Source organism: Erwinia sp. E_sp_B01_1, assembly GCF_036865545.1.
GTDB lineage: Bacteria > Pseudomonadota > Gammaproteobacteria > Enterobacterales > Enterobacteriaceae > Erwinia.
Window position 1 is genome coordinate 1,340,132 of sequence record NZ_CP142208.1, and the last position, 21,205, is coordinate 1,361,336.

Below are 21,205 nucleotides of genomic sequence, written 5' to 3' on the forward strand. Positions count from 1 at the left end.
TCATGGACAACCTGTCGCTAAATCCGATGACGCTGGCCCTGTTTCTGGGGGCGCTGTCACTGGTCCCTGTCCTGATGATTGTCTGTACCTGTTTTCTGAAAATCTCAATGGTGCTGATGCTGACCCGCAACGCTATGGGCGTGCAGCAGGTGCCGCCCAATATGGCGATTTACGGTATCGCGCTGGCCGCCTCGCTGTTTGTGATGGCCCCTGTATTCAACGAGATGAGCCAGAGGGTAAAAACGATGCCGGTGGATACGCAGTCAGCCGAACGGCTGGAGTACACCGTCTCTAACGGCCTGGAGCCTTTAAAGCGGTTTATGGTGAAAAATACCGATCCGGACATTCTGACCCACCTGCAGGAGAATGCGCAGCGCATGTGGCCGAAAGAGATGTCTGACTCGGTGCAGCACGACAGCCCGCTGCTGCTGATCCCCTCCTTTGTACTTTCGGAATTGCAGAACGGCTTCAAGATCGGTTTCCTGATTTTTATTCCCTTTATCGTGGTGGATTTGATTGTCTCTAACGTGCTCCTGGCGCTGGGGATGCAGATGGTGTCACCGATGACCATCTCGCTGCCGCTGAAAATCCTGCTGTTTGTGCTGGTGAGCGGCTGGACGCGGCTGCTTGACGGCCTTTTCTACAGCTACCTGTGAGGGGCCGATGGATATTTTGACGCTGTTTCGTCAGGCAATGTTGCTGGTGGTGATCCTCTCTGCACCGCCGCTGATTGTGGCGGTGATTGTCGGGGTGATCGTCTCCCTGTTGCAGGCGGTCATGCAGCTGCAGGATCAGACGCTGCCCTTTGCCATCAAACTGGTGGCGGTAGGCGTGGCACTGGCCCTTACCGGGCGCTGGATTGGCGTTGAGCTGATGGAGCTGGCGCAAAGCGCCTTTGCCATGATGCCCAACGTAAAGTACTGATATGTGGAATAACGTCCTGTTCGATGGCTACCATTTTATTCTGGCTGTGACGCTGTCGATGGCGCGGATCTTCCCGTGCCTGCTGCTCTCCCCGGTATTTTCTTTCAACGCCATCAAGGGCGGGCTGCGCTCCGCTATTGTGCTGGCGCTGGCGCTGTTTCCTGCCCCGATGATCCAGCAGCAGATCGCCATTGACGACCCTTCACTTTTCCTGCTGGCCGCGCTGGCGGTGAAAGAGGTGATCATTGGCATCCTTATCGGCCTGCTGATGGCGATGCCGTTCTGGCTGTTTGAGTCCGTGGGCGCCCTGTTCGATAACCAGCGTGGCGCGCTGATGGGGGGGCAGCTTAATCCGCAGCTCGGCCCGGATGCCACACCGCTGGGCTTTCTGATGCAGCAGTCGATCATTTTGCTGCTGGTGGTGGGGCTTGGGCTTTCAACGCTGACGCAGATCATCTGGGACAGTTACCGCCTCTGGCCAGCCATGCAGTGGTTGCCGTTTCCCGGCGAGGCAGGTTTTAAAGTTTATCTCGACCTGCTGGGCAGCGTGTTCACCCATATGGTGCTCTACGCCGGGCCGCTGGTGGCCTTGTTGCTGCTGGTGGATTTCAGCGTGGGGATTTTGAGCATCTACAGTCCGCAGCTTCAGGCCACGGTGCTGGCGATGCCGGCCAAATGTCTGCTGGGAATGCTGTTCTTTGTGTTGTATCTGCCCATTCTGAATTATGTCGGCGGCGAACGGCTGTTCGAGTTGAAAGATCTGATCCCTCATCTGTCGGATATGTTTGCGAAAGGGTAAGGCATGGCAGAAAAAACCGAAGACGCAACCCCGCAAAAACTCAAAGAGTCGCGAAAAAAAGGCCAGGTCGGGCAGACGCCCGATATTCCCAAACTGCTGATCTGTATCGGGGTGATGGAGACTATTTTTGCCCTGGTCGGCAGCGGTATGCAGCGGCTGGAGGCGATGATCATGCTGCCACTGGCCCGGCTCAGCGATCCTTTTGGTCACGCAATGCAGGAAGTGGCGCTGGACGGGCTGATGGTGGTGCTCTATTTCTGCGGCATTGTCTGCGCGCTGATCTTCCTGCTGCGCGTGCTGGGGGGCTGGATCCAGTTCGGCCCGCTGTTTGCCACCGAGGCGCTGCAACCCAAGTTTGATGCGATCAACCCGGTAGGCCATCTCAAAAACATGTTTTCGGCGAAGCAGCTCACCACGCTGTTGACCAGCGTGTTGAAAGCCACGGCTATCGGCATCGTTTTTTATCTGGCGATAAAACCCGATCTGGGGCCGCTGGCGCAGCTGGCTTACGGCGACGATCTCAACGGTTTCTGGCTTTCCGTACTGGCGCTGTTTAAAAAAATAGTCCGCGAGACGCTGGCGCTGTTGCTGTTGATGAGCGCGCTGGATTTCGGGCTGCAGAAGTATTTCTTCCTCAAGCAGCAGCGAATGAGCCATGAAGATATCCGCAATGAATTCAAGCAGAGTGAAGGCGATCCCCATATGAAAGGACACCGCAAGTCTCTGTCACATCAAATCCTCAATGAAGCACCTAAGCCCAGGCGGGAAGTGGCCGTGGAAGAGGCCGATATGGTGCTGGTGAACCCTACGCACTTTGCTGTGGGTCTCTATTATCGTCCCGGTGAAACCCCACTGCCGCGCCTGCTTTATAAAGCGCAGGGCTATGAAGCTCAGGAAATCATTGAAGAAGCTAAAAACCTCCAGGTGCCGGTGATTCGCTTTGTCTGGCTGACCCGCACGCTGTTCAGAACCGTGGAAGAGGGCGAATATATTCCCCGCGAAACGCTGAAAGCGGTCGCCCAGGTTTATCGCCTGCTTAAGGAGATTGAGGATCAGCATATCAATGAAGTGCTGGAGATCGAGGAGTAGGGCCATGATGGCGGCAGTCAGTTTTTGAGGTGTCAGTTCATCTGAATTCTTAGGGTCATGATGGCGGCCTGGGGGGGTGTTTGGTGTCGGTTCATCTGCGTCGTTTTGACTTTTTTACAGGGGGAGCATATCTCCTGTGAAGCGGAGAACAAAGATTGAGTACGGGGAATTACTGCAAATCCGCCAGCGAGAAGAGAGTGTTGATGACATCGTGCGGGGAGCGTTCCGGGGCGGGTTGGCACAGGATATTTAAGGCACCGTCAGCTTCAAGGCTGATGTAGCAGCCTTCGTAACGATCGGGATGCTGGAATCGCCAGCTCAGGATCTGCTTTAGCAGCGAGTCCCTTAACGAACCGGGCAGAATTTTCAGGGTTAATGTCGGGGTGGGGAGAGGAATAAAGTCCAGCTCGCTGCCGGGATGCGGGGCCCAGCAGCAGGCTTCATGGTGTTGCCAGGCGGCCAGAAAGGCCGCCATCGTCTGTACTGTTCTCATTCGTTAACGGACGCCTGGGTGTAATCAAACGGCCCGTTGCGCATATCGGGTTGCCACCAGATGGTCATCGAATGGTCACCCGACACGGGCCGGCAGGAGACATCATTGCAGCCGACAAATTTTGGTTTGGCACAGGCGGTCAATACCAGAGCCAGACCCAGCACCAGGACAGGCTTTTGCAGTTTTTTCATCTTCATCATCACAGGCTTTTTCAAACGTGGCATCGAGAGCGGACTGTTCATTTTCATCTCTTTTCCTCAGCGTGACAGCAGACGACCGGACGAACCGGTTGTGGCCGCCACAGGTGCCGCAGGAACATAACCATCCTGCGTTTTAAGCAGTGAGACGCGGGACGGACGGGCCGGAACCTGAGTATCATAGGCCACATAAACTTCCGTGGATTCCCCCGGCTTCAGGCGGGTTTTTGGCCAGGCCGAGACCGCCAGCGTCCGGTCACTGCGGCAGACAGACTCGTCGAATCTTGCCTCGCTGCTGCTGGTATTGGTCACCACCCCAACGGCAATCTGCATGGAACTGTTGCCATACCACTGATGCCTTGCGCTGGTACGGAAGGTCAGCGGAATATTGCACAGCGAACTTAGCGAAAGACCGGTCTGGTTCGCCTTAAGGCCGCCAGGCAGGCGGCTTTCCGCCAGATCCTGCATCGCGCTTTCAATGGTGCGTTTCATATCACCAAACTGATGCCGACGGGTGATATTACGCAGGGATTCATTAATCTGATCGCGGTTTTCCGCATCCACATAACGCGAAGGATCAACCTGGTCACCAATCAGATGCGGGGTAATAATAAACAGCCGTTCGCGTTGCGAAGTGGTGCGATTGTTGGAGGTGAACAGCTTGCCAATAAACGGAATTTTCCCGAGGATCGGTACCCGTTCTTCATCATCACCGCTTTGCTTGGTGTGAAAACCGCCCATCACCAGCGAGCGTTTTTCCTGCACCAGCGCCTGGGTGCTGATTACGCCGTTTTCAGTGCCTTCAGCGCTGCCATCCTCATTTTTATTGAGTTTGCCATCTTCCACATCCACCACCAGCTGGACGGCAGACTTACCCGGATTATCGCCAATCGACCGGGGGGTAACGCGCAGACTGGTTCCGGCCGTAACTTCGCGAATGTCCGCAACCCGCTCACCGATGGCGGTGATAAAGGCGGTATTGCTGAAATCGATCACTGCCGGCTGGTTTTCCAACGTCAGCACCGAAGGGTTGGCGATAATAGAGGCTGTACCTTCGCCCTCCAGCGCCTGAATATCGGCAAAGAAGCGGCTGAAATCAGTCACAAACAGCGTGCTGGCCCCGTTAAGCATCGACGCGCCCGCCGTGACGTTGCCAAACTGACCTGACCAGTTAGAGGAGAGACGGGCCAGTTCGCTGCGATCGATATCCACAATAACCGCATCAATTTCTACCAGCTTTTGCGGCACGTCGATCATCTTCACCAGATCGGCGTACTCACTCTTGAGCTTTTTATTATCGCGAACCAGCAGGGTATTGTTGCGGACATCCGCCGAGACTTTGCCCTGTAACGCCTTGCCCTGGCTTTGATCCTGCGCATTGCTGCGGCCCAGGCGGGTGTTCCGGCCAATCATCTGTTCCATAATGCTGCGGCTTTCCCCCTGCATGGCCTGATAGGGGCTGTCATTGCCACCCCGGCCATTTTGCGAGGTGGTGGTGCCGTTAGCTGAGCCGTTGGCATTTTGCCCCAGTAACTCATTAAGCATGGTGGCCACGCCGGGTACGACCAGAGTCTGATCGCGGTATTTAATGGTGCGGTCGGCCACGTCAGCATATTTCAGAGGGAACGCCATCATTTGCTTATCCTCACTGGTTTCCGGTTCAGACTTTTTGCTGAAATCGGCAATCAGATCGACATACTTCGGTGGCCCGGTAACCAGCACCACCCCCTCATCCGGCAGCTCACCCCAGCCGAACCGCGATTCCAGCAGCCCGACACCCTGTAGCGCCTGTTTAAGATCGGGTGCGGCGTCAGGGCTGATTTTCAGTCGGCGGGAGGTCTGCTCAGACTGCGGGCTGACATAAATAGTGTTGTTATAAACAAACCACTGGAAACGGTACTCCAGTGCCAGCCGGTTGAGGAATGCTTCAGCATTGTCCGAACGCAGGCGGGCAGTGACAAAGGTATCGGGCAGGCCGGCGACGTTGGCATCCACGCCATGACTACTGGCAAAGTCCTGCAGGATCACGCTCAGCGGCGTGTTATCAGCGGAGTAGGCATAGGCGCCATCCTTCCACTCATCAGGGGTACTGGCATAGCTGTGTGAAACAGATAATCCGATCGCCAGCGCAAGAAGCAGAGGACGAAACGGGAAATTAGTCAGCGGTCTGGACACGCTTCTCTCCTTGTTATACGGACAGCGTAACGCGTTGCCGCGTTAACAGGCTCAGCAGGGTTTCCTGCCAGATTTCACACTGGTTGCAAAGGCTTTCCAGCAGCGAGACGGCAGCTTCAGTCCGGTCGTTTTTCAGACGGGCGATAAGGCACAGCGTCTCGTTCTGCGGATGAAAACAGAGCGCGGCGGCTTCTTCATTAAAATGGGCCAGAGCGGGGCGGGTGATCCTGAGTGCGCTTTGTAAAACGCCCGCATCAACCGGCAACGGTAAGGTCAGTTCAGCAAGGAAATACCAGCCGCCAGGGCGGCGCTGCAGCCTGACGGGCATGCCGTCAATCCACAACGCCAGTTCTCCGGTGGACTGGTCAAGGCAATCATCTATCAGCGCTGCAACATCAGTTGATGGCATCAATGATCGCCTTGCGAATGCCGTGCTTGTACTGGGTATACTGCGAACTGGCCCAGTTGGCATTCGAAACGTCGAGCATCTCATTCTGGAAGGCGTACATATCGCTTACGTTGAAAGGCTGATCCTGGCTGTTCTGCGCAAACTGATACATGTCCTTCTGCGCATGAACCACCTGGCTGGTTAAGCGACGCTGGATAGAGTCGTCGTAGCTCATCGTGTCGGTCTCCTGTGGGGGTCTGAAGATTATGTGGCTGCAAAACCGGACCGGTTCCAGGGAGAGGAGGAAAAATTTTCCACAGTAAATGAGCACGCCGCTGCTGCCTGACAAAAGCTGCAAACAGGTTCGGTCTGACAGCGCTGAAGGTGGAATCAGCTTTGGAAGATTGAGGCCTGACAAAACCTGAATACGTACGGGTTCTCCCAGACAGCGCTGAGGGCGGAATCAGACCCGGGGAACCAAAGCCTGACAAACCCGTTCCCAGCTAAGGTGCAGTTCGCCCTTTTCGGTGGTCAGGATCAGGCTGTCGTCAGCCAGGCTGGTATCGCATTGTACCTCCCAGCTCAGGTGAGGGTTCTGCTTCAGCCAGCTTTCCACATCCTGTTGATGCGCTGGCGGGCAGAGCAGGGTGGCACTGGCCTGGCGGCCCTGGGCTTTGACCAGCTGATGCAGCATTGACTGGAGGCGGGCCGGGGGAGGAAGTTCGGCCAGCAGTTGATTCATCGCCTGAGCCAGCAAGGCTTCAGCCTGAGGCAACAGAGCTGCCTGCCACGACTGCTGCTGCGCCTGCCAGTCACTGAACAGAGCACCGGTTCGCACCAGAAAATCCTGCTGCTGCTCCGCCTGCTGTGCCTGCGACTCGGCTACGCTGCGCTCGCGCGCCGCTTCCAGCAGATTTTCTGCCTGTTCACTGGCGGCATCGAGCCGGGCCTGAGCCTGCTGTTCAGCCTGCTGGAGCAGGGTCAGCGCCTGCTGATGCCCGGCCAGGTCTTCCCGGCTAAGGATCGGGCCTGTAGAAAGCTGCGGGTCAAACAGCGCTATTTTCCTGGTGATCCACATGTGACACTCTCTCAGATTGCTGGCTTTGCCAGAGGGCGGCATCCCACAGTGAGGCCAGTCGCGGGGCTGGCAAATTCAGCGGAGGATGGTTATCGGCCTGCAGGATCCATTCGCGGGGGAACAACAGCCGCAGACGTGGCCAGCTCTCCGGATGGAGAGTGCGCAGCAGGATCAGGCCGCCGGTGGTGTAAGGCTGAAAACAGGCAGCGGGCAACCAGTTTTCGCAGCGTAGCGCTTTTGCGAGGCGGCGACACCAGATTCGGTTTGCAGGCGTAAGCTCTGGAGGATTTGATTGTGGCGCACAGATGCCAGCCAGCAGTGCCAGCAGCATCGGCCAGGCCTCGTTATCCAGATCGACCAGCTTAAGCAGCTGTGGATCAGGCTCTGGCGGCAGGCTCGGGGCGATATCAAAACTGGCCGCGACGGCCAGCGGATGCTGCCAGGCCAGCGCCTGCTGCTGTTCCTGAGGCAGGGCATAAAAACCGTTATCCCGCCAACTTTGATCCGCCTGTTGCCAGTATCCCTGATGCCACCAGTTCAGCCAGCGCCCGGCCTGCTCTGCATCCCACACGGCTATTTGCCTGCCGCTGCGGCGGCGCCTTTATTCTTTTTGCCGGGTTTAAGCAGGAGCACCACAAAAGCAATTAACAGCAGGCCAGCAAACAGAGAGAAGACCCATTTCACGGTGGAATATTGATCCGGAGAGAGCTGGAAAGGCCCCATCTGCACCACTTCAATGCGATCTTCATAGGTTTGCGCAGGCACAAAAACGATAGCTAAATCTTTATCCGTTTTTCCCGCCAGACCGGGGATGCTGGTGGCCACCAACCGGCGGATCCGGGGTTCAATGCTGTCCGGATCGAGATTGCTGTGGTATTTGATAAAAACCGAAGCCGAAGCCGGTTGAACAGGTTCACCGGGAGCAAGCCTTTCAGGCAGAACCACATGGACGCGAGCCACCACTACGCCATCAATCTGTGCCAGGGTGGATTCCACTTCCTGTGACAGGGCATAGATATAGCGGGCACGCTCCTCCATTGGGCTGGAGATCACCCCACTTTTCTGGAAAACTTCGCCAAGGTTGGTCCGGGCTTTACGGGGCAATCCTGCCGAGTCCAGAATGTTCACGCTTCGTTCAATGTTTTTTGCCTCCACTGACACCGAAATCCCGGCTTTTTCGATCAGCTTATCCGCCGGGATCTGATGCTGGTTCAGCTCTGCGATAATGTCATTGGCATCATTTTCAGCCAGACCACTGAACAGCACGGTTTTATCACCGCAGCCGGTCAGCACCAGCACCAGCGACAGCGTCGCCAACATATTCACAAGCGTTTTCATGATGTGGGCTACTGTAAGTTAGTCAATTTATCGATGCTCTGTACGCCTTTGGCGACAATTTTGGCATTCATTAAATTTTCGATGTAATAATTTGAGAGCGCAGCATTAGCCTGGCTGAATTCTAATAAATTCGAAGATCGTGAGGCTTTTTGTAAATCCTGATAGGTCTCTTTTCTTTCCCGTTCATTATTATTCAGCGTGCTGGCGAGGCCGGAAAGGAAATTAGTTGTTTGAGCAGGTGCAGAAACTTTTTCGACTTTCGGTTCTTCTTTCAGTTGCGCGGAAAAGAAATCAATGTCGTTTTGAGCAGGTTGCGCTATCGACGTTTGATCGGCCAGATCGGGCTGGGTTAACCCGGATTGTGAGGAGGCTATTTTCATGGCGATTTGCTCGTACGGAAGAGAAACGTGGTGAGATAATCCTCGCGGGCCGGGGCATAAGCCCGCAAGGAAGGCGAAACTAGTACTGAATTTTCACCTGAGCTGCTGCAGAACCCGCTTTGCTGGCGCTGTCTGCAATACCGTTCATTTTGTTGTTCTGAGCATCCAGCTTGGCTTTATCAACCATATCCTGTTGCATCTGGCCCTGAACATCCTGCATTTGAGACATAAAGCTTGCGCCATCAGTTGCACTTTCCATTTTCGTTGCTGCTGCGGCCGTGTTTGAAATACCACTTGAGATTGCAGACATATGTCGCTCCTGATTAATAGGTTAATGAATATCAGCGTATTCATAAGTTAAGTGGGTGGTGAATTCAAAGGGTTCCAAAATTATTTATTTTTTTTAGGAACGCAGCGTAAAAAGGACGTTGCCTGCTTCAGGCCACAATATTCAGTAATTTTATGCGGTGATAAAGCGTGCGTCGTGGAATACCCAACTCATGTACCACATCATCAATTTTATGGCCGTGACGATGCAGACAATCTTTAATCAGGCTGCGCTCAATACGGCGTAATCTCTCTTTTAACAGCGTCGCTTCGCCCTCACCTGAAGTGATGTTGCACAGCGGTGGCAGTTGGAGGACATGACGTTCTGCAGCGGCTTTAAGTTCACGGATATTCCCCGGCCAGCTATGCAGCAGCAGCGCTTCATCCAGCGCCAGCGAGCGGGCAGGCACTGCCTGTTGCAGGCGCATTGCCGCTTCCTGAGTAAACCGCCGGAACAGCGGAATAATCAGCTCGGCATGATCGCGCACCGTGGGCGTTTCAATTTTGATGGTGGAGAGACGAAAATAGAGATCCCTGCGGAAGCGTCCCTGTTCCACCAGGTCAACCAGCGGCGTTTGCGATGCGGCAATCACACGCAGATCCAGCTGCACAGGCTGCGTGGAGCCCAGGCGGTGAATGGCTCGGGTTTCCAGCACGCGCAATAATTTGGCCTGAAGGATCAACGGCATACTGTCAATTTCATCCAGAAACAGGATCCCTTTATCAGAGGCTTCTATATAGCCAGCCCGGGCATGGCTGGCCCCGGTATACGCTCCGGCCATTACCCCAAACAGCTCGCTTTCGGCAAGGTTTTCGGGAATAGCGGCACAATTCACCGGCACCAGCGGGCCTTTAACGCCGGAAAGCTGATAGATACGACGGGTCAGCGTGTCTTTTCCGGTACCCGTTTCTCCTTCCAGCAGAAGGTCAACTTTCAGTGGGGCCAGCGTATTAACCATAGGATGCAGCCTGGCATGTATGTCTCCTGTAGGCAGCTCAATCTTGTCGGTTTTATCACTTGCCGTAAGCATATTTTCTCCTGTCTTCCCGCAGACGAATTTTTACAAATTCACGTTACAACCTGATGCGAAATAAGAGACGAAACAGCGCGATCCCGATGCGCAGATGACCCGCTGTTAACCTTCAATTTCATTTACTATTTACCAGTGCGCACGGCGGCGGCTATCAGTTTCCTCTGAACTTGTTGTGAGGATCTCCGTGCTGCAACGTAGGGAAATCCCTACAAAAAAACAGTATGTCGATGAAAATTAGATGTAAATAGATGCATTATTTAGATTGCTAATCGTTAAGGTTTTGTAATTTAGATTGCAGAAATAACTGGTTTATTTCTGCGGAATGGAACTCTCGTCCCGAACCAGCCACCTATCTCCTGATAAGCCTGACAGCGATCCTGAAGGGCTGATTCTCAGATCGACTCATTTCAATGACTGGAGGTGCCTGTGAATGGTATGAAAATTGGTGGCGGTGCTGGCGGCGGATCGATTGGCGGGCTGGAGAGTGTTGTCGGCAAGTTTACCGATGCCGCTAAAAAGCCCGAAACGAATACCGGCGGCGCAGAAAAAGGCGGCAACAGCCCGCTGAATTTTGGCGCAAGTGCGTTGAGTAAAGTTGCCGACCAGGGCGTGCAGTTTGGCAGCCAGGGCGGAGGCGTTTCCAAACTGGCGAACTCCAGCAGCGGTAGCGAAGGCGGTCAGGGGGTAGGGAGTGGTGACAGCAACAGCGCCATGAACAACATTACCCAATTGCTGAACGCCATCGTGCAATTGCTGAAAGGTCAGAGCGGAGAGGAGAGCGGCAAAACCGGTAACGATGCCAGCAGCGGCAATGGCAGCGGCAGCCAGGGCACGCAAAACGCCTCGGACAGCGGTGATATGCTGACGCAGCTGATGGAAATGATTAAGAAAATGCTGGGGCAATCCTCTGAGGGATCTGAGGGTACCGGCCAGTCAGGTACGGGTGGCAGCGGCGCTTCTTCTCCAACTGCGCAGAGCAGCAAGGGGTCTGAGGAGAGCAGCCAGGACAGCAACGGGCTGGCAGGTAAACTGGGCGGTGCGCTACAGATGTTGGGCCTGGGTGCCATTCTCTCTGCACTGCAGGGAAGTGGAGCCACGGGCGCGCAGGGCGGTGGTGAAAGCAGCAAATAGCGCTCTCTTCTCCGGTCATCATTTTGAAAAGGAACTGACCGGAGGGTGACCAGGCGGGCGATGGTAAATCGCCCTCTTTTTTTTATGACGGGAGATTCTATGCCGCATCATAACCTGAGCGCCAGGCCGGCCCATTCATCCCACCGCAGCCAGCGAGCGCATGAAACTGTCTCGCTGCCCGGTAAGCCAGGGCTTAAGGGGACACGCCACGGCTGCGCGCTGACGGTGACGGAAAGTCAGCAACAGATCCTGAAAAAAGCCAACAAGGCGATTGAGGATACCTGGAAAGCGCTGGATAAAGGATCGGCCAACCAGTTGCATGACGTGATTTATACCCGTGGCGACGTGGTGAAAAGAACCGTTGCGGTGCAGTCAACCCCTTACTCTGTGGACAATCAGGCCTGGAAAGCGGCCCATTTTCGTGCCGGTAACTGCGGTGAGATGGCGGCGGTGAATGCGCTGATGCTGGCTTCATCAGGGATCAGTGAGCCCGTTGCGGTATGCCATGCTATCGATGCCGATCATGGCTTTGTTATGGTGGGTGACCGTCGTGCCAACGGCCAGCGAATTTACTCCGATGCCTGGCCTCTGTATGGGCGTGCCGATATGGAGAGAAACTATGACCTGTCAAAACATTACCGCATTGTGAAGGAGTATGCCCCCCAGGCTGCGGATCCGCAGATACGTGAGGCGTTGATTCACGGAGATAAGGCATCACACAGCGATGTGGACAGGCTCTATCGTGATGAGATGCGGAGACGGGGGATGCCCATTTCTAAAGAGGATGCTCATTCGCTGAAGCATATTGCCCGACGTCACGGTGGGCAAAGTTATCAACAGCTACAGGCGTCCCGCAATATTAATATGTATTACCAGACAGGGGACGGGGAGGATGACGTCGAGTTAAGGCCTGAGATGAAGCGATCGGTATATGAATCACGCCGTCGCAGGCAGGATGCGGCTACCAGGGGCGAGCTCAGGACCCTGCTGCATAATATTAACCGGGGTGTCTGAGGCAAACCGCAAGCCGCTGTTTAAGGAGTCACAGATGAGTGTTTCCCCACGTCTGAAAAATATATTGAGCCCACTCTGGCGTCAGATGAGAATCGATCCGCAGCTTCTGGAAGAGAGCAGCAGCTATGTTATGGAAATGGCTGATGGCGTAACGATACAATTTGAAGAAAGTCCGGCGGATTTTTTAACGCTGAGTTCCCTGATCCCGATGCGGGCAGAAGATTTTACCGATGCCGCCACGCTGAATACGCTGTTGCAGTGTAATCTTCTTGGTCTGGCCCATCCGCCAGTCCTGACGGCAACGCTGCCTGAACAACAACGGGTAGTGGTATGGGCACGTCAATCTTTCAGCCTGTTGGATACTCACGAGGTAACCGCTTTGTTTGAGCGTTTCGTCGGGCAGGTCGGGACGCTGCAGCACTTCCTCGCGCTTCCCTCTACAACTGAAACCGCATAAATAAAAAGGGCCCGCTTCGGGGCCCTGAAATTTTCACCGTAAAGCTAATGAGGCTGATAAAAACCGGCTTCCATCATCTTCTCTCTGAACGCGTTGGCGATGACCCGGTTACCGCCGGTGACGGGATAAATGACATTATTGACCACATCGTCAAGGTAATGCTCGCTGAACTCCTGAAAGGTGAGCTGAGAGCCCCCTTCATCATTAATGGCAATTGAGCCCCGGATATAGTCTCCAGCATTGTTGGCTTTCAGACTGTAGCGGCCCATGCAGCTGTTAATAGTGCTCATAAGATCTCCTTGTTACGTCTGGAAAAGGTCATATCAAGTGAGTCCATAGCAATTGACCTATCAAGTTTAGTCTTTGCCGGGGTCAAATTCTAAGAATGTTCTGTAAAGAAAATGCAGAGCGTGACCGCCGTCGCGAAAAAAATCAGCAAAAGTTAAATTGCATTTTAACTGCGCAATTAATTGATAAATAAAGATAATTTTCTTGTGGCCTCAATGGGCTGTACTGAGGGGATTAGCATGGGGTTCAGGGGCATACGCGGCACGGCAAACAATCTTCTTCTATACTCAAGCTGGTACAACATAATGACTTTTTTACTGTGGCTAAGGAAAATGGAATGAAGATTATTCTCTGGATTATTGCGATTATTTTTATTGTAGGACTGCTGACGCTGACGGGTGTGTTTAAAGTTCTGTTCTGACGGGACGTGGGTGGCAGTGGCAAACCGATTCACTGTCACCCTGACTGTATCGCCATCGTTCAGTCTGTGCTCTTACTCCTCTCAGGACGCCATTGCAGCATCTCCTGGTGTTTTTCAGCATCAACCCCGGCCCTGAACAGTAAATCTCTTACCGAAATCCTGTTACCACACCGGATGCAAATGGCGCCGTGGTGATAACTCCCTGCACCGTTGATGATAAAAACAAACCTGTGTTCTCCGCATTTCCGGCATCGGATTCTCATACCTGAAAACTCCCTCCTCCTAAGAAAATTTCTCTTAAGCTTATCAAATTACCGCTGATCAATGATAAGTATTATTCACTAATAAATTAATGTGATGATAACCGTTAACAATGTGATCGGAGGGTGGAATGCGGTTTTTACAGCTTAAGGGGCGGCTGAAGCGATAAATCCCCCTGGTTTGTACAGGGTTTTACCCCTTAAGAGAGTAATAAGCGTAAATAATATTGAATTCACACCTTAAACTCTTTTCGGGCCTGAACGGGCTGGGATAGCGGCATTATCGCTGGTGTTCCTAAGAGAAGTCCTGGTGATTTTACAGTGCTTCATTGTTATTATTTTCATCAGGATCCCTCTGTTTATGCCTGACTGGCTTGTTTATTAAGAGCAGCACAAGCAACTACGTTAAGATCTGTTTAAGCGCGTTGTTTATAATGGCATAACCCTGGCGGGCAACAGCAAAATCAGTGCTGTGCCATGCAGGAGCAGATTTCTCAGTACCCTATGGAAGCGGTTGGAAAAAAGTGAAACAACTCAAACTTACCCTGACTTTAGTAACGCTGGCGGGTTTAAATTTTACTCAGACGGCTCAGGCAGCGACTTTTGTCAAAGGTCTTTCAAATACATGGAATGCTTTCAGTGACAATGTCAGTGAAACCTGGAACACTCCCGATAATATCGATTTGTATGTGCCCGCAGTGACCTGGCATAACAGGCTGACTTACGATTCAGATAAAACCGATCGCTATAATGAGCGGCCCTGGGGCGCGGGCGGCGGTATTTCCCATTACGATGAGAAGGGTAACTGGAATGGCCTCTATCTGATGGCCTTTAAAGACTCCTATAATAAATGGGAGCCCTTTGGGGGGTATGGCTGGGAAAAGACCTGGCGACCGCTGGAAGATAAAAACTTCCGTCTTGGGTTGGGCTACACCGCCGGGATAACAGCGCGGGATAACTGGAACTATATACCCATTCCAGCGGTGTTACCCCTGGCTTCAATAGGTTATAGCAGGGCGACCTTTCAGATGACTTATATTCCAGGAACTTACAATAATGGCAACGTCTATTTCGCCTGGTTCCGCTGGCAGTTTTAGCTACGGGAAAGTGCCGCAATTATGATGTATCTGCCAAAAAGGCGATATTTATCACTTTTTCGCAACTGGCTACTGGACAAAAGCCTCTGCAATTGCTGTACTAACCCGCGACACAGTTGAGTGTCCATTTTTCATGTAAAGGTAATATAGATGTCTAAGATCAAAGGTAGCGTTAAGTGGTTTAATGAGTCCAAAGGATTCGGTTTCATTACTCCTGAAGATGGTAGCAAAGATGTGTTCGTACACTTCTCTGCCATCCAGAGCAACGGTTTCAAAACTCTGGCTGAAGGTCAGCGCGTAGAGTTCGAAATCACCAACGGTGCCAAAGGCCCATCTGCTGCTAACGTTGCCGCCATTTAAGTTATCAGACAGAATTTTAAAAACCCGCCGAATGGCGGGTTTTTTTTGCCTGAAGGTTTCCCCAACCGCAAAAGGCGGGACAGGAAAACACTCGTGCAGTAGAAGATTCAGCGGGAAAAAATTGTTCCAGCCAGAGCGCCACAGCCAGCAGGCTAAGGGCTACGGCCAGAATCTCGCTCAAAGATTTGGGGAATATGTTCATCAGCTTATCTCACCTCTCAGACCTGGATAAGCAAGTGTGGCGAAAGATTATTAAGGAAACATTAATCCTCTGCGCCACAGGCGGTGGATCCCTGCCAGAGGCCAGCTGGTGAAGGAAGAGGATATTACATTGTTACATCCTGCCATTTTCTGCTGTTTTCTTATCCGGACAGCCGGGTTATAAACAGTGCAGAGTGGCCACGCTCAACGTGCCTTAACCTGGAGGAAACACCATGAAAATCCGTCTGGCGGAAGAGAAAGACAGCTTTGCGCTGAGCGCACTGTTAATGGAGTTAGGGTATAAAAATACGGAGAAGGTCATTGGCCCGCGGCTTGCACAACTGATTGAGGACAGCACGGAGCGATTGCTGGTGGCAGAATATGGCAGCACCGTGCTGGGGTTCCTTTCACTGCATTTTATCCCCAGCTCGCGCTGGCAGGAGATTTTGCCCGCATCAGTTACTTCTGCATAGCGGAAGGCGAGCGTAGCAAAGGGGTGGGACAACACCTGTTGCAACATGCTGAAATGCTGGCGCAGCAGCGTGGCTGCGATCGCATGGAAGTGCATTGCCATGATAACCGCATCAAAGCCAACCAGTTCTACCTTCGTGAGGGGTATAGCGAATCTCCCCGCTATCTGATCAAAGGACTCAACGGGTAGTATCGGGGCTCAGGCCGCTGGCCAGTATCAGGGCATCGGCAATGCTCTCAATCTGTCCGGGTTGAATCAACGCGATGCTGACGCGGATAAACTGCACGCCTCCGCTGCGGCATCGCTCACCCGGCAGTACTGCAATGCCTCTGGCAGCCAGTGTGATCATCGCAAACTGCTCGGACGCTACCGGAATAAAAATACTCAGGCCGTCACGATCGGGCAGCGCCAGTCCCCTTTTATTTAATGCCTCCAGTAACCCCCGGCGACGCTGGGCGTAAACTTTTTTTGCCCGACTGACCTGTTGCTGCGTGGCAGGGTCATTCAGCATCCAGGCGACAGCCTGCTGCAATATACGGCTGGTCCAGCCTGCCCCAAAGTTACGCCATGACTGGATGCGTCTGATGTGCGCCGGAGGACCGGAGAGCACGGCCAGCCTCAGATCGGGGCCATATGCCTTGGAGTAGGATCGCACATGTAATGTCCGCTCCGGGAAATACCGTCCCAGACTCCAGACAGGAAAGGCAGACAGCTCTCCAATCCCATCATCCTCAACGATTAACGTCCGGGTTCCTGCCAGCACTTTTGCCAGTTCTTCACTTCTGGCTTCACTGACCGTGTGGCCGGTGGCGGAATGCGTTCTGGGCTGGTAGATAAAGGCCGTGGCGCCTTTGTTAAGCAACATCGCCAGCGCGCCCGGCAGTGGCCCGTGCTCGTCACAGGCCAGCGGCATTATCTCTGCGCCAATGTTATCCAGCATATCCAGCAGGCGGGTGGCGGTTGGATCTTCGATAATAACTTTCTCACCCGCTGAGAACAGCGTCTGCACAATGCAGTTCATGGCATCAAAGCCGCCTTCCGTGGCCAGCCAGGCGTCGGCAGGATAAGGCCAGTCCGGCCTCACGGCTTCCAACAGCGGCAGGGCGATAGGATCGCGCTGATAGCTGTTTAACTGCGGACACTTTATTCCTTCCAGCATCGCCTGTTGCAGGTCCGGCAACAGCGCCGGATCGGGTGAGGCCATAGCGAGATCGGCGCGAATATTGTCGCCATAGTTGCCTATCTTCTCAAAACGCACCGGTCTTGGCGTGACGTTATCGCCACAAACCCAGACGCCACTGCGGCCTTTTCCGGCGATCACTTTTTGTTTTTTTAACTGACCCCATGCCGCCGACACCGTTGCCGGGCTGACCTTTAACATCTCAGCGAGTTCACGCACCGATGGCAGCTGCGTACCGATGGGAATCTGACCTTCGCGGATCAAACTGGCCGTTATCCCCGCAATGCCTTTCACGGAAGCATCCGTCAGGCGTTCTGCGAACCAGTTCACATCCAGAGTTGAGGTCATAAGAAATCCGTTTGTTCAGTAACAAAGAAAATATTGTACAGCTATTATTCTCGATCTAGTATCGAATTCAAGCAGTAATTGCACACAAATTAGACGAGCCGTTCCGGCGCACTTTTCAGGCATAGAGAGAAAAGAGATGGTCACGATCAGACTGGCTGTACGAGACTGGGATTACTTCACGCCGCTGGCACTGGGCGATATCAAACCCGAGGGTTTTAAACTTGAGGTTCATCGCGTGGGGACGCTGGTGGGCGACCTGGCTACCAGCAGCGAGTACGACGCGGCTGAGATCTCGTTCAGCCGTTATGCTCAGGGCAGGGCGAAAGGAGATACCTCTCTGCTGGCCCTGCCTCACTTCCTGATGCGGGGTTTCCGTCAGCGCTGCATTATCACCACCGAAGATAACCCGATCGTCTCTCTGGACCAGCTGAAAGGGAAAAAAGTGGGTGTCACCGGCTGGCAGGACTCCGGCAATACCTGGACCCGCGCCCTGCTTCGCGAAGCGGGTGTGAATATTGATGATGCTTACTGGTTTGCCGGTCGCCTGACGCCGGATCATCCCGTCGTTGATCGCCTCAACGGGTTTGGTCGTCCGGGCCGTATCGAAGCGGCTCCGGGCGAACATCCCCTGATCGATCTGTTACGTGCGGGCGAGCTGGATGCGGTCTTCACACCCTTTATGCCACAGGGATTCTTCCTGAAAGGCTCCGGGCTACGACAGTTGCAGACTGACTTCCGTCAGGCAGAACTGGCGTACTTCAATCGCGTTGGCTATATCCCTGGCCACCACCTTCTGGCCTTTAAGCCTGAAATAGCTGAAGCGCATCCTGAGATCCCTCAGCAGGTCAGTGAACTCATTGAACAGTCAGCCAGAATGTGGAATGACAAACGAGAGAAATACGCCGACACCACCCCCTGGCTGCTGGACGATTTGCGACGTACCGCACAGGATTTACCTGCGGACTGGAATGCGAACGGCTTCGAAGCTAACAAAAAGATGATTGCCGATTTTGGTACCGAGCTTTTTGAACAGGGTATTACTTCTCAGCGCCTCACGCCGGACGACTTGTTCCCGGCCGTGAAGAAAGGAGCATAACGATGAAAGTTGCATTAGGACAGTTCGCGGTCAGCCGCGAGTGGCAGGAAAACGCCGTCACCTGTACGGATTTGATGGCTCATGCTCTGGCAGGGGGTGCCGATTTACTGGTCTTACCGGAGGGCGTTCTGGCGCGTGATATCGCCGATCCGGATCTGGTGCTGAAAGCCGCGCAGCCGCTGGATGGCCCCTTCCTGACCGAAGTCTATGCCGCCAGCCGTGGCAACAACCTGACAACGATGATGACCGTCCATGTCCCAACAGAAGATGGCCGTGCGCTGAATGTGTTGATTGCCATCCGTAACGGAGAAATTGTCGCCCGCTACGACAAACTGCATCTTTATGACGCCTTTGCCATGCAGGAATCACGCAATGTGACGCCGGGCAATGAAGTGCCGGCGCTGGTTGAGGTGGCCGGAATGAAAGTCGGCCTGATGACCTGTTACGACGTGCGTTTCCCTGAACAGGCTCGCCGTCTGGTGCTGGATGGCGCGGATGTGCTGGTTCTGCCAGCCGCCTGGGTTAAAGGCCCGCTGAAAGAGATGCACTGGGAAGTTCTGGTCACCGCGCGCGCGCTGGAAAATACCTGCTATCTGGTTGCAGTGGGAGAGTGTGGCCCGCGCAATATCGGTAACAGCCTGGTTGTTGACCCGCTTGGCGTGGCGATTGCCAAAGCCGCTGAAGCCCCGGCACTGGTCTTTGCTGATTTGGACCCGGCACGTATTGCCCATGCCCGTCAGGTACTGCCGGTGCTGGAAAACCGCCGTTTCGCACGTCCTGAATTAAAAAACAGTTAAGAGACCGGGGAAATATATAATGAAAAAAATCGCGACCGCCATAGCACTGGCTCTGGGATTGGTGGCTGCCTTCGCCCAGGCGGCAGACGCCATCCCTGCTCAGAAAGTGGACCAGGCATTGCATGACCGCTTACCGGCTGATATCAAATCAGCGGGTAAAATGATCTCAGTAAATAACGGCTCATTCCCGCCCTATGAGATCGTTGAGGGGCCGACTTCTATGTCCGGCGCTTCCGCTGATTTGACCGAAGCGCTGGCCCAGCTGCTGGGGATTAAAATTGAACACGCTACGGTGAGTGGTCTTTCCGGCGTGCTGGCAGGGATCAAATCAGGACGTTATCAGCTGGCCATTGGCCCGGTGGGAGATTACCCGGATCGTCAGGCTAAAAACGACTTTATTGATTTCGTGCAGGAGTTTGTGGTCTTTGCCGTGCAGAAAGGCAACCCGTCAAAAATCAATGGCCTGGATGATACCTGCGGTAAGCGCATCGCCGTAATGGCAGCAGGCTCAGCCGAGCAGGTGATCCGTAAGCAGTCTGAAGTTTGTACCGCTGCCGGTAAACCAGCCGTAACCGTGCAGTCGTTTACCGATCAGCCTTCTTCAATTCTTGCCGTGCGCTCTAAGCGTTCTGATGCCTTCTTCTCTTCACAGGCACCCCTGGTCTATTTCGTTGATAAGGCTAACGGCCAGCTGGAATTAACCGGCCAGGGGCAGAAAAACGGCTTTGGCGATATCTTCCAGGGGACCGTGGTGCCCAAAGATTCTGAACTCGGCAAAGTGGTGCTGGATGGTTATAAAGAGCTGTTCACCAACGGAACCTACGCGGCAATCATGAAGAAGTGGAAACTGGACGGCAACATGATCGCTGAGCCGGGGGTTAACCTGGCCAAAGGGGTAGCGAAATGACCAAAAGCACCACGGATTCACGAGCCAGGGAAAGGGCTGACGTGCAACAGCGTGACGTGGCTTTCGCCCGCAGCGCACCGCGTTATGGACGCCTGGTTTCATGGATTGTGGTGCTGGTAATCGCCGGAAACTTCAGCTGGCTGGTGGCTACCAATCCCAACTTTGAATGGCATGTGGTGCTGGAGTGGTTTACCGAAGGGTCGGTGCTGAAAGGATTGCAGGTGACGCTGGGTCTGACGGTGGTATCAATGATCCTCGGAACTCTGCTGGGTCTGCTGCTGGCGGTGGCCCGCCTGTCGGATAACCGTCTGCTGAGTGGGCTCTCCGGGCTTTATATCTGGTTCTTCCGGGGCACGCCGCTGCTGGTTCAGCTGATTTTCTGGTACAACATGTCGACGCTGTTCCCGCAGATTACCCTGGGTATTCCTTTTGGCGGGCCGGTGTTAGCCAGCTGGAATACCAACGATTTAATCACCCCGTTAACCGCCGCGATTGCCGGTCTGGCACTCAATGAAGCAGCCTATATGGCGGAAATTATCCGTGGCGGATTGCAGTCGGTGGATAATGGACAGGTGGAGACGACTCAGGCCTTTGGCATGAGCCGGGCGCGTGCCCTGCGCCGTATTATCATTCCTCAGGCAATGCGTTCTATTATTCCGCCTACGGGTAATCAGCTGATCAGTATGATCAAGGCAACCTCGCTGGTCAGCGTGATTGCGATGGGCGATCTGTTGTATTCGGTGCAGTCGGTCTATAACCGGACGTTCGAGGTGATACCGATGCTGATGGTTGCGGTAATCTGGTATCTGTTTATCACTTCTGTCCTTAACGTGGGGCAGTCCGCGATTGAACGCTACTATTCCCGTGGCGTGCGCCGTACCGTTACCGTAGCAAAACGGCGGTTACCGGCAGCGGATGCCAGAACAACCCCCTGGTTAACCGTCCCTTAGTCCG

26 protein-coding genes and 1 pseudogene are annotated in these 21,205 nt (G+C 53.9%); 14 read left to right on the forward strand and 13 right to left on the reverse strand.

What is annotated here, in order from left to right:
- Window positions 1-2 precede the first annotated feature (2 nt).
- From sctR to sctU, 4 genes are read left to right on the forward strand one after another with little or no spacing between them, the layout of a single operon-like run.
- A complete protein-coding gene (sctR, locus tag VRC33_RS06545) occupies window positions 3-656 on the forward strand; it encodes a type III secretion system export apparatus subunit SctR (protein ID WP_338562050.1) in 654 nt (217 codons plus the stop codon).
- Window positions 657-663: 7 nt separating this feature from the next.
- On the forward strand, window positions 664-924 hold the full coding sequence (sctS, locus tag VRC33_RS06550; RefSeq protein ID WP_338562052.1) for a type III secretion system export apparatus subunit SctS: 261 nt from the start codon (window positions 664-666) through the stop codon (window positions 922-924).
- Window position 925: 1 nt separating this feature from the next.
- A complete protein-coding gene (gene sctT / locus VRC33_RS06555) occupies window positions 926-1,723 on the forward strand; it encodes a type III secretion system export apparatus subunit SctT (protein WP_338576937.1) in 798 nt (265 codons plus the stop codon).
- 3 nt (window positions 1,724-1,726) lie between these two features.
- A complete protein-coding gene (sctU, locus tag VRC33_RS06560) occupies window positions 1,727-2,812 on the forward strand; it encodes a type III secretion system export apparatus subunit SctU (protein WP_338576941.1) in 1,086 nt (361 codons plus the stop codon).
- A gap of 169 nt (window positions 2,813-2,981) precedes the next feature.
- Here sctU and VRC33_RS06565 read toward each other — a convergent pair whose 3' ends face one another.
- The 11 genes from VRC33_RS06565 to VRC33_RS06615 all read right to left on the reverse strand — a co-directional run bounded on the left by VRC33_RS06565 (window position 2,982) and on the right by VRC33_RS06615 (window position 10,219).
- On the reverse strand, window positions 2,982-3,305 hold the full coding sequence (locus VRC33_RS06565; RefSeq protein WP_338562054.1) for a hypothetical protein: 324 nt from the start codon (window positions 3,303-3,305) through the stop codon (window positions 2,982-2,984).
- Window positions 3,302-3,553: an HrpT family type III secretion system protein gene (hrpT, locus tag VRC33_RS06570; RefSeq protein WP_338562056.1), complete on the reverse strand. Its 252-nt coding sequence runs from the start codon at window positions 3,551-3,553 to the stop codon at window positions 3,302-3,304. Before hrpT ends, VRC33_RS06565 begins: the two co-directional genes overlap by 4 nt.
- A gap of 9 nt (window positions 3,554-3,562) precedes the next feature.
- Window positions 3,563-5,677: a type III secretion system outer membrane ring subunit SctC gene (gene sctC / locus VRC33_RS06575; protein WP_338562058.1), complete on the reverse strand. Its 2,115-nt coding sequence runs from the start codon at window positions 5,675-5,677 to the stop codon at window positions 3,563-3,565.
- Window positions 5,678-5,690: 13 nt separating this feature from the next.
- Window positions 5,691-6,086 (reverse strand): hypothetical protein, encoded by a 396-nt coding sequence (locus VRC33_RS06580; RefSeq protein ID WP_338562060.1) that lies wholly within the window; start codon window positions 6,084-6,086, stop codon window positions 5,691-5,693.
- Entirely contained in the window at window positions 6,073-6,300 is a 228-nt protein-coding gene (locus VRC33_RS06585; protein ID WP_338562062.1) for an HrpF protein, read from the reverse strand. The genes VRC33_RS06580 and VRC33_RS06585 overlap by 14 nt, the downstream gene beginning before the upstream one ends.
- Before the next feature lie 228 nt (window positions 6,301-6,528).
- Window positions 6,529-7,143: a type III secretion system stator protein SctL gene (sctL, locus tag VRC33_RS06590; protein ID WP_338562064.1), complete on the reverse strand. Its 615-nt coding sequence runs from the start codon at window positions 7,141-7,143 to the stop codon at window positions 6,529-6,531.
- Window positions 7,112-7,714 (reverse strand): hypothetical protein, encoded by a 603-nt coding sequence (locus tag VRC33_RS06595; RefSeq protein WP_338562066.1) that lies wholly within the window; start codon window positions 7,712-7,714, stop codon window positions 7,112-7,114. The genes sctL and VRC33_RS06595 overlap by 32 nt, the downstream gene beginning before the upstream one ends.
- Before the next feature lie 2 nt (window positions 7,715-7,716).
- Window positions 7,717-8,481 carry a type III secretion inner membrane ring lipoprotein SctJ gene (gene sctJ, locus VRC33_RS06600; protein ID WP_338562068.1) on the reverse strand — a complete coding sequence of 255 codons (765 nt, stop codon included), beginning with the start codon at window positions 8,479-8,481 and terminating at the stop codon, window positions 7,717-7,719.
- 8 nt (window positions 8,482-8,489) lie between these two features.
- A complete protein-coding gene (locus VRC33_RS06605; RefSeq protein WP_338562070.1) occupies window positions 8,490-8,861 on the reverse strand; it encodes an EscI/YscI/HrpB family type III secretion system inner rod protein in 372 nt (123 codons plus the stop codon).
- Between the two features lie 79 nt (window positions 8,862-8,940).
- Window positions 8,941-9,171, reverse strand: coding sequence for a hypothetical protein (locus tag VRC33_RS06610; protein WP_338562072.1), 231 nt, complete (start codon window positions 9,169-9,171; stop codon window positions 8,941-8,943).
- Between the two features lie 127 nt (window positions 9,172-9,298).
- Window positions 9,299-10,219, reverse strand: a complete 921-nt coding sequence (locus tag VRC33_RS06615) for a sigma 54-interacting transcriptional regulator (protein WP_338562074.1) — start codon at window positions 10,217-10,219, stop codon at window positions 9,299-9,301.
- A 429-nt stretch (window positions 10,220-10,648) separates the two neighbouring features.
- Between VRC33_RS06615 and VRC33_RS06620 the strand changes: the two genes are divergently transcribed.
- From VRC33_RS06620 to VRC33_RS06630, 3 genes are all read left to right on the forward strand, one after another.
- Entirely contained in the window at window positions 10,649-11,353 is a 705-nt protein-coding gene (locus VRC33_RS06620; RefSeq protein WP_338562076.1) for a hypothetical protein, read from the forward strand.
- A 99-nt stretch (window positions 11,354-11,452) separates the two neighbouring features.
- Window positions 11,453-12,367 carry a hypothetical protein gene (locus VRC33_RS06625; RefSeq protein WP_338562078.1) on the forward strand — a complete coding sequence of 305 codons (915 nt, stop codon included), beginning with the start codon at window positions 11,453-11,455 and terminating at the stop codon, window positions 12,365-12,367.
- Window positions 12,368-12,401: 34 nt separating this feature from the next.
- Window positions 12,402-12,824 carry a CesT family type III secretion system chaperone gene (locus VRC33_RS06630; protein WP_338562080.1) on the forward strand — a complete coding sequence of 141 codons (423 nt, stop codon included), beginning with the start codon at window positions 12,402-12,404 and terminating at the stop codon, window positions 12,822-12,824.
- A 44-nt stretch (window positions 12,825-12,868) separates the two neighbouring features.
- Here VRC33_RS06630 and VRC33_RS06635 read toward each other — a convergent pair whose 3' ends face one another.
- Window positions 12,869-13,114 carry a hypothetical protein gene (locus VRC33_RS06635; RefSeq protein ID WP_338562082.1) on the reverse strand — a complete coding sequence of 82 codons (246 nt, stop codon included), beginning with the start codon at window positions 13,112-13,114 and terminating at the stop codon, window positions 12,869-12,871.
- A gap of 1,203 nt (window positions 13,115-14,317) precedes the next feature.
- Between VRC33_RS06635 and pagP the strand changes: the two genes are divergently transcribed.
- From pagP to VRC33_RS06650, 3 genes and pseudogenes are all read left to right on the forward strand, one after another.
- The gene (gene pagP, locus VRC33_RS06640; protein WP_338562084.1) at window positions 14,318-14,890 is read left to right on the forward strand and encodes a lipid IV(A) palmitoyltransferase PagP; all 573 of its coding nucleotides are present in this window, start codon (window positions 14,318-14,320) and stop codon (window positions 14,888-14,890) included.
- A gap of 150 nt (window positions 14,891-15,040) precedes the next feature.
- Window positions 15,041-15,250: a transcription antiterminator/RNA stability regulator CspE gene (gene cspE, locus VRC33_RS06645; RefSeq protein WP_004156612.1), complete on the forward strand. Its 210-nt coding sequence runs from the start codon at window positions 15,041-15,043 to the stop codon at window positions 15,248-15,250.
- Window positions 15,251-15,684: 434 nt separating this feature from the next.
- A pseudogene (locus tag VRC33_RS06650) lies at window positions 15,685-16,112 on the forward strand (GNAT family N-acetyltransferase).
- On the opposite strand, the gene VRC33_RS06655 reads toward VRC33_RS06650, so the two are convergent.
- Window positions 16,102-17,451 carry an aminotransferase class I/II-fold pyridoxal phosphate-dependent enzyme gene (locus VRC33_RS06655; RefSeq protein WP_338562089.1) on the reverse strand — a complete coding sequence of 450 codons (1,350 nt, stop codon included), beginning with the start codon at window positions 17,449-17,451 and terminating at the stop codon, window positions 16,102-16,104. The pseudogene VRC33_RS06650 and the gene VRC33_RS06655 sit on opposite strands and share 11 nt — an antisense overlap.
- Window positions 17,452-17,587: 136 nt before the next feature.
- Between VRC33_RS06655 and VRC33_RS06660 the strand changes: the two genes are divergently transcribed.
- Genes VRC33_RS06660 through VRC33_RS06675 form a run of 4 tightly spaced genes read left to right on the forward strand, consistent with a single transcriptional unit; the run spans window position 17,588 to window position 21,201 of the window.
- Window positions 17,588-18,547, forward strand: a complete 960-nt coding sequence (locus tag VRC33_RS06660; RefSeq protein ID WP_338562091.1) for a nitrate ABC transporter substrate-binding protein — start codon at window positions 17,588-17,590, stop codon at window positions 18,545-18,547.
- Between the two features lie 2 nt (window positions 18,548-18,549).
- Window positions 18,550-19,344, forward strand: coding sequence for a deaminated glutathione amidase (locus VRC33_RS06665; protein ID WP_338562093.1), 795 nt, complete (start codon window positions 18,550-18,552; stop codon window positions 19,342-19,344).
- A gap of 19 nt (window positions 19,345-19,363) precedes the next feature.
- Entirely contained in the window at window positions 19,364-20,251 is an 888-nt protein-coding gene (locus VRC33_RS06670) for an ABC transporter substrate-binding protein (RefSeq protein ID WP_338562095.1), read from the forward strand.
- Window positions 20,248-21,201 (forward strand): amino acid ABC transporter permease, encoded by a 954-nt coding sequence (locus VRC33_RS06675; protein ID WP_338562097.1) that lies wholly within the window; start codon window positions 20,248-20,250, stop codon window positions 21,199-21,201. Before VRC33_RS06670 ends, VRC33_RS06675 begins: the two co-directional genes overlap by 4 nt.
- Window positions 21,202-21,205: the final 4 nt, after the last annotated feature.

What these genes read in the sequence shown, in the direction of transcription:
- sctR (WP_338562050.1), top strand. Translation starts at nt 3, where the DNA reads ATGGACAACCTGTCGCTAAATCCGATGACGCTGGCCCTGTTTCTGGGG.
- sctS (WP_338562052.1), top strand. Translation starts at nt 664, where the DNA reads ATGGATATTTTGACGCTGTTTCGTCAGGCAATGTTGCTGGTGGTGATC.
- sctT (WP_338576937.1), top strand. Translation starts at nt 926, where the DNA reads ATGTGGAATAACGTCCTGTTCGATGGCTACCATTTTATTCTGGCTGTG.
- sctU (WP_338576941.1), top strand. Translation starts at nt 1,727, where the DNA reads ATGGCAGAAAAAACCGAAGACGCAACCCCGCAAAAACTCAAAGAGTCG.
- VRC33_RS06565 (WP_338562054.1), bottom strand. Translation starts at nt 3,305, where the DNA reads ATGAGAACAGTACAGACGATGGCGGCCTTTCTGGCCGCCTGGCAACAC.
- hrpT (WP_338562056.1), bottom strand. Translation starts at nt 3,553, where the DNA reads ATGAAAATGAACAGTCCGCTCTCGATGCCACGTTTGAAAAAGCCTGTG.
- VRC33_RS06580 (WP_338562060.1), bottom strand. Translation starts at nt 6,086, where the DNA reads ATGCCATCAACTGATGTTGCAGCGCTGATAGATGATTGCCTTGACCAG.
- VRC33_RS06585 (WP_338562062.1), bottom strand. Translation starts at nt 6,300, where the DNA reads ATGAGCTACGACGACTCTATCCAGCGTCGCTTAACCAGCCAGGTGGTT.
- sctL (WP_338562064.1), bottom strand. Translation starts at nt 7,143, where the DNA reads ATGTGGATCACCAGGAAAATAGCGCTGTTTGACCCGCAGCTTTCTACA.
- sctJ (WP_338562068.1), bottom strand. Translation starts at nt 8,481, where the DNA reads ATGAAAACGCTTGTGAATATGTTGGCGACGCTGTCGCTGGTGCTGGTG.
- VRC33_RS06605 (WP_338562070.1), bottom strand. Translation starts at nt 8,861, where the DNA reads ATGAAAATAGCCTCCTCACAATCCGGGTTAACCCAGCCCGATCTGGCC.
- VRC33_RS06610 (WP_338562072.1), bottom strand. Translation starts at nt 9,171, where the DNA reads ATGTCTGCAATCTCAAGTGGTATTTCAAACACGGCCGCAGCAGCAACG.
- VRC33_RS06615 (WP_338562074.1), bottom strand. Translation starts at nt 10,219, where the DNA reads ATGCTTACGGCAAGTGATAAAACCGACAAGATTGAGCTGCCTACAGGA.
- VRC33_RS06625 (WP_338562078.1), top strand. Translation starts at nt 11,453, where the DNA reads ATGCCGCATCATAACCTGAGCGCCAGGCCGGCCCATTCATCCCACCGC.
- VRC33_RS06630 (WP_338562080.1), top strand. Translation starts at nt 12,402, where the DNA reads ATGAGTGTTTCCCCACGTCTGAAAAATATATTGAGCCCACTCTGGCGT.
- VRC33_RS06635 (WP_338562082.1), bottom strand. Translation starts at nt 13,114, where the DNA reads ATGAGCACTATTAACAGCTGCATGGGCCGCTACAGTCTGAAAGCCAAC.
- cspE (WP_004156612.1), top strand. Translation starts at nt 15,041, where the DNA reads ATGTCTAAGATCAAAGGTAGCGTTAAGTGGTTTAATGAGTCCAAAGGA.
- VRC33_RS06655 (WP_338562089.1), bottom strand. Translation starts at nt 17,451, where the DNA reads ATGACCTCAACTCTGGATGTGAACTGGTTCGCAGAACGCCTGACGGAT.
- VRC33_RS06660 (WP_338562091.1), top strand. Translation starts at nt 17,588, where the DNA reads ATGGTCACGATCAGACTGGCTGTACGAGACTGGGATTACTTCACGCCG.
- VRC33_RS06665 (WP_338562093.1), top strand. Translation starts at nt 18,550, where the DNA reads ATGAAAGTTGCATTAGGACAGTTCGCGGTCAGCCGCGAGTGGCAGGAA.
- VRC33_RS06670 (WP_338562095.1), top strand. Translation starts at nt 19,364, where the DNA reads ATGAAAAAAATCGCGACCGCCATAGCACTGGCTCTGGGATTGGTGGCT.
- VRC33_RS06675 (WP_338562097.1), top strand. Translation starts at nt 20,248, where the DNA reads ATGACCAAAAGCACCACGGATTCACGAGCCAGGGAAAGGGCTGACGTG.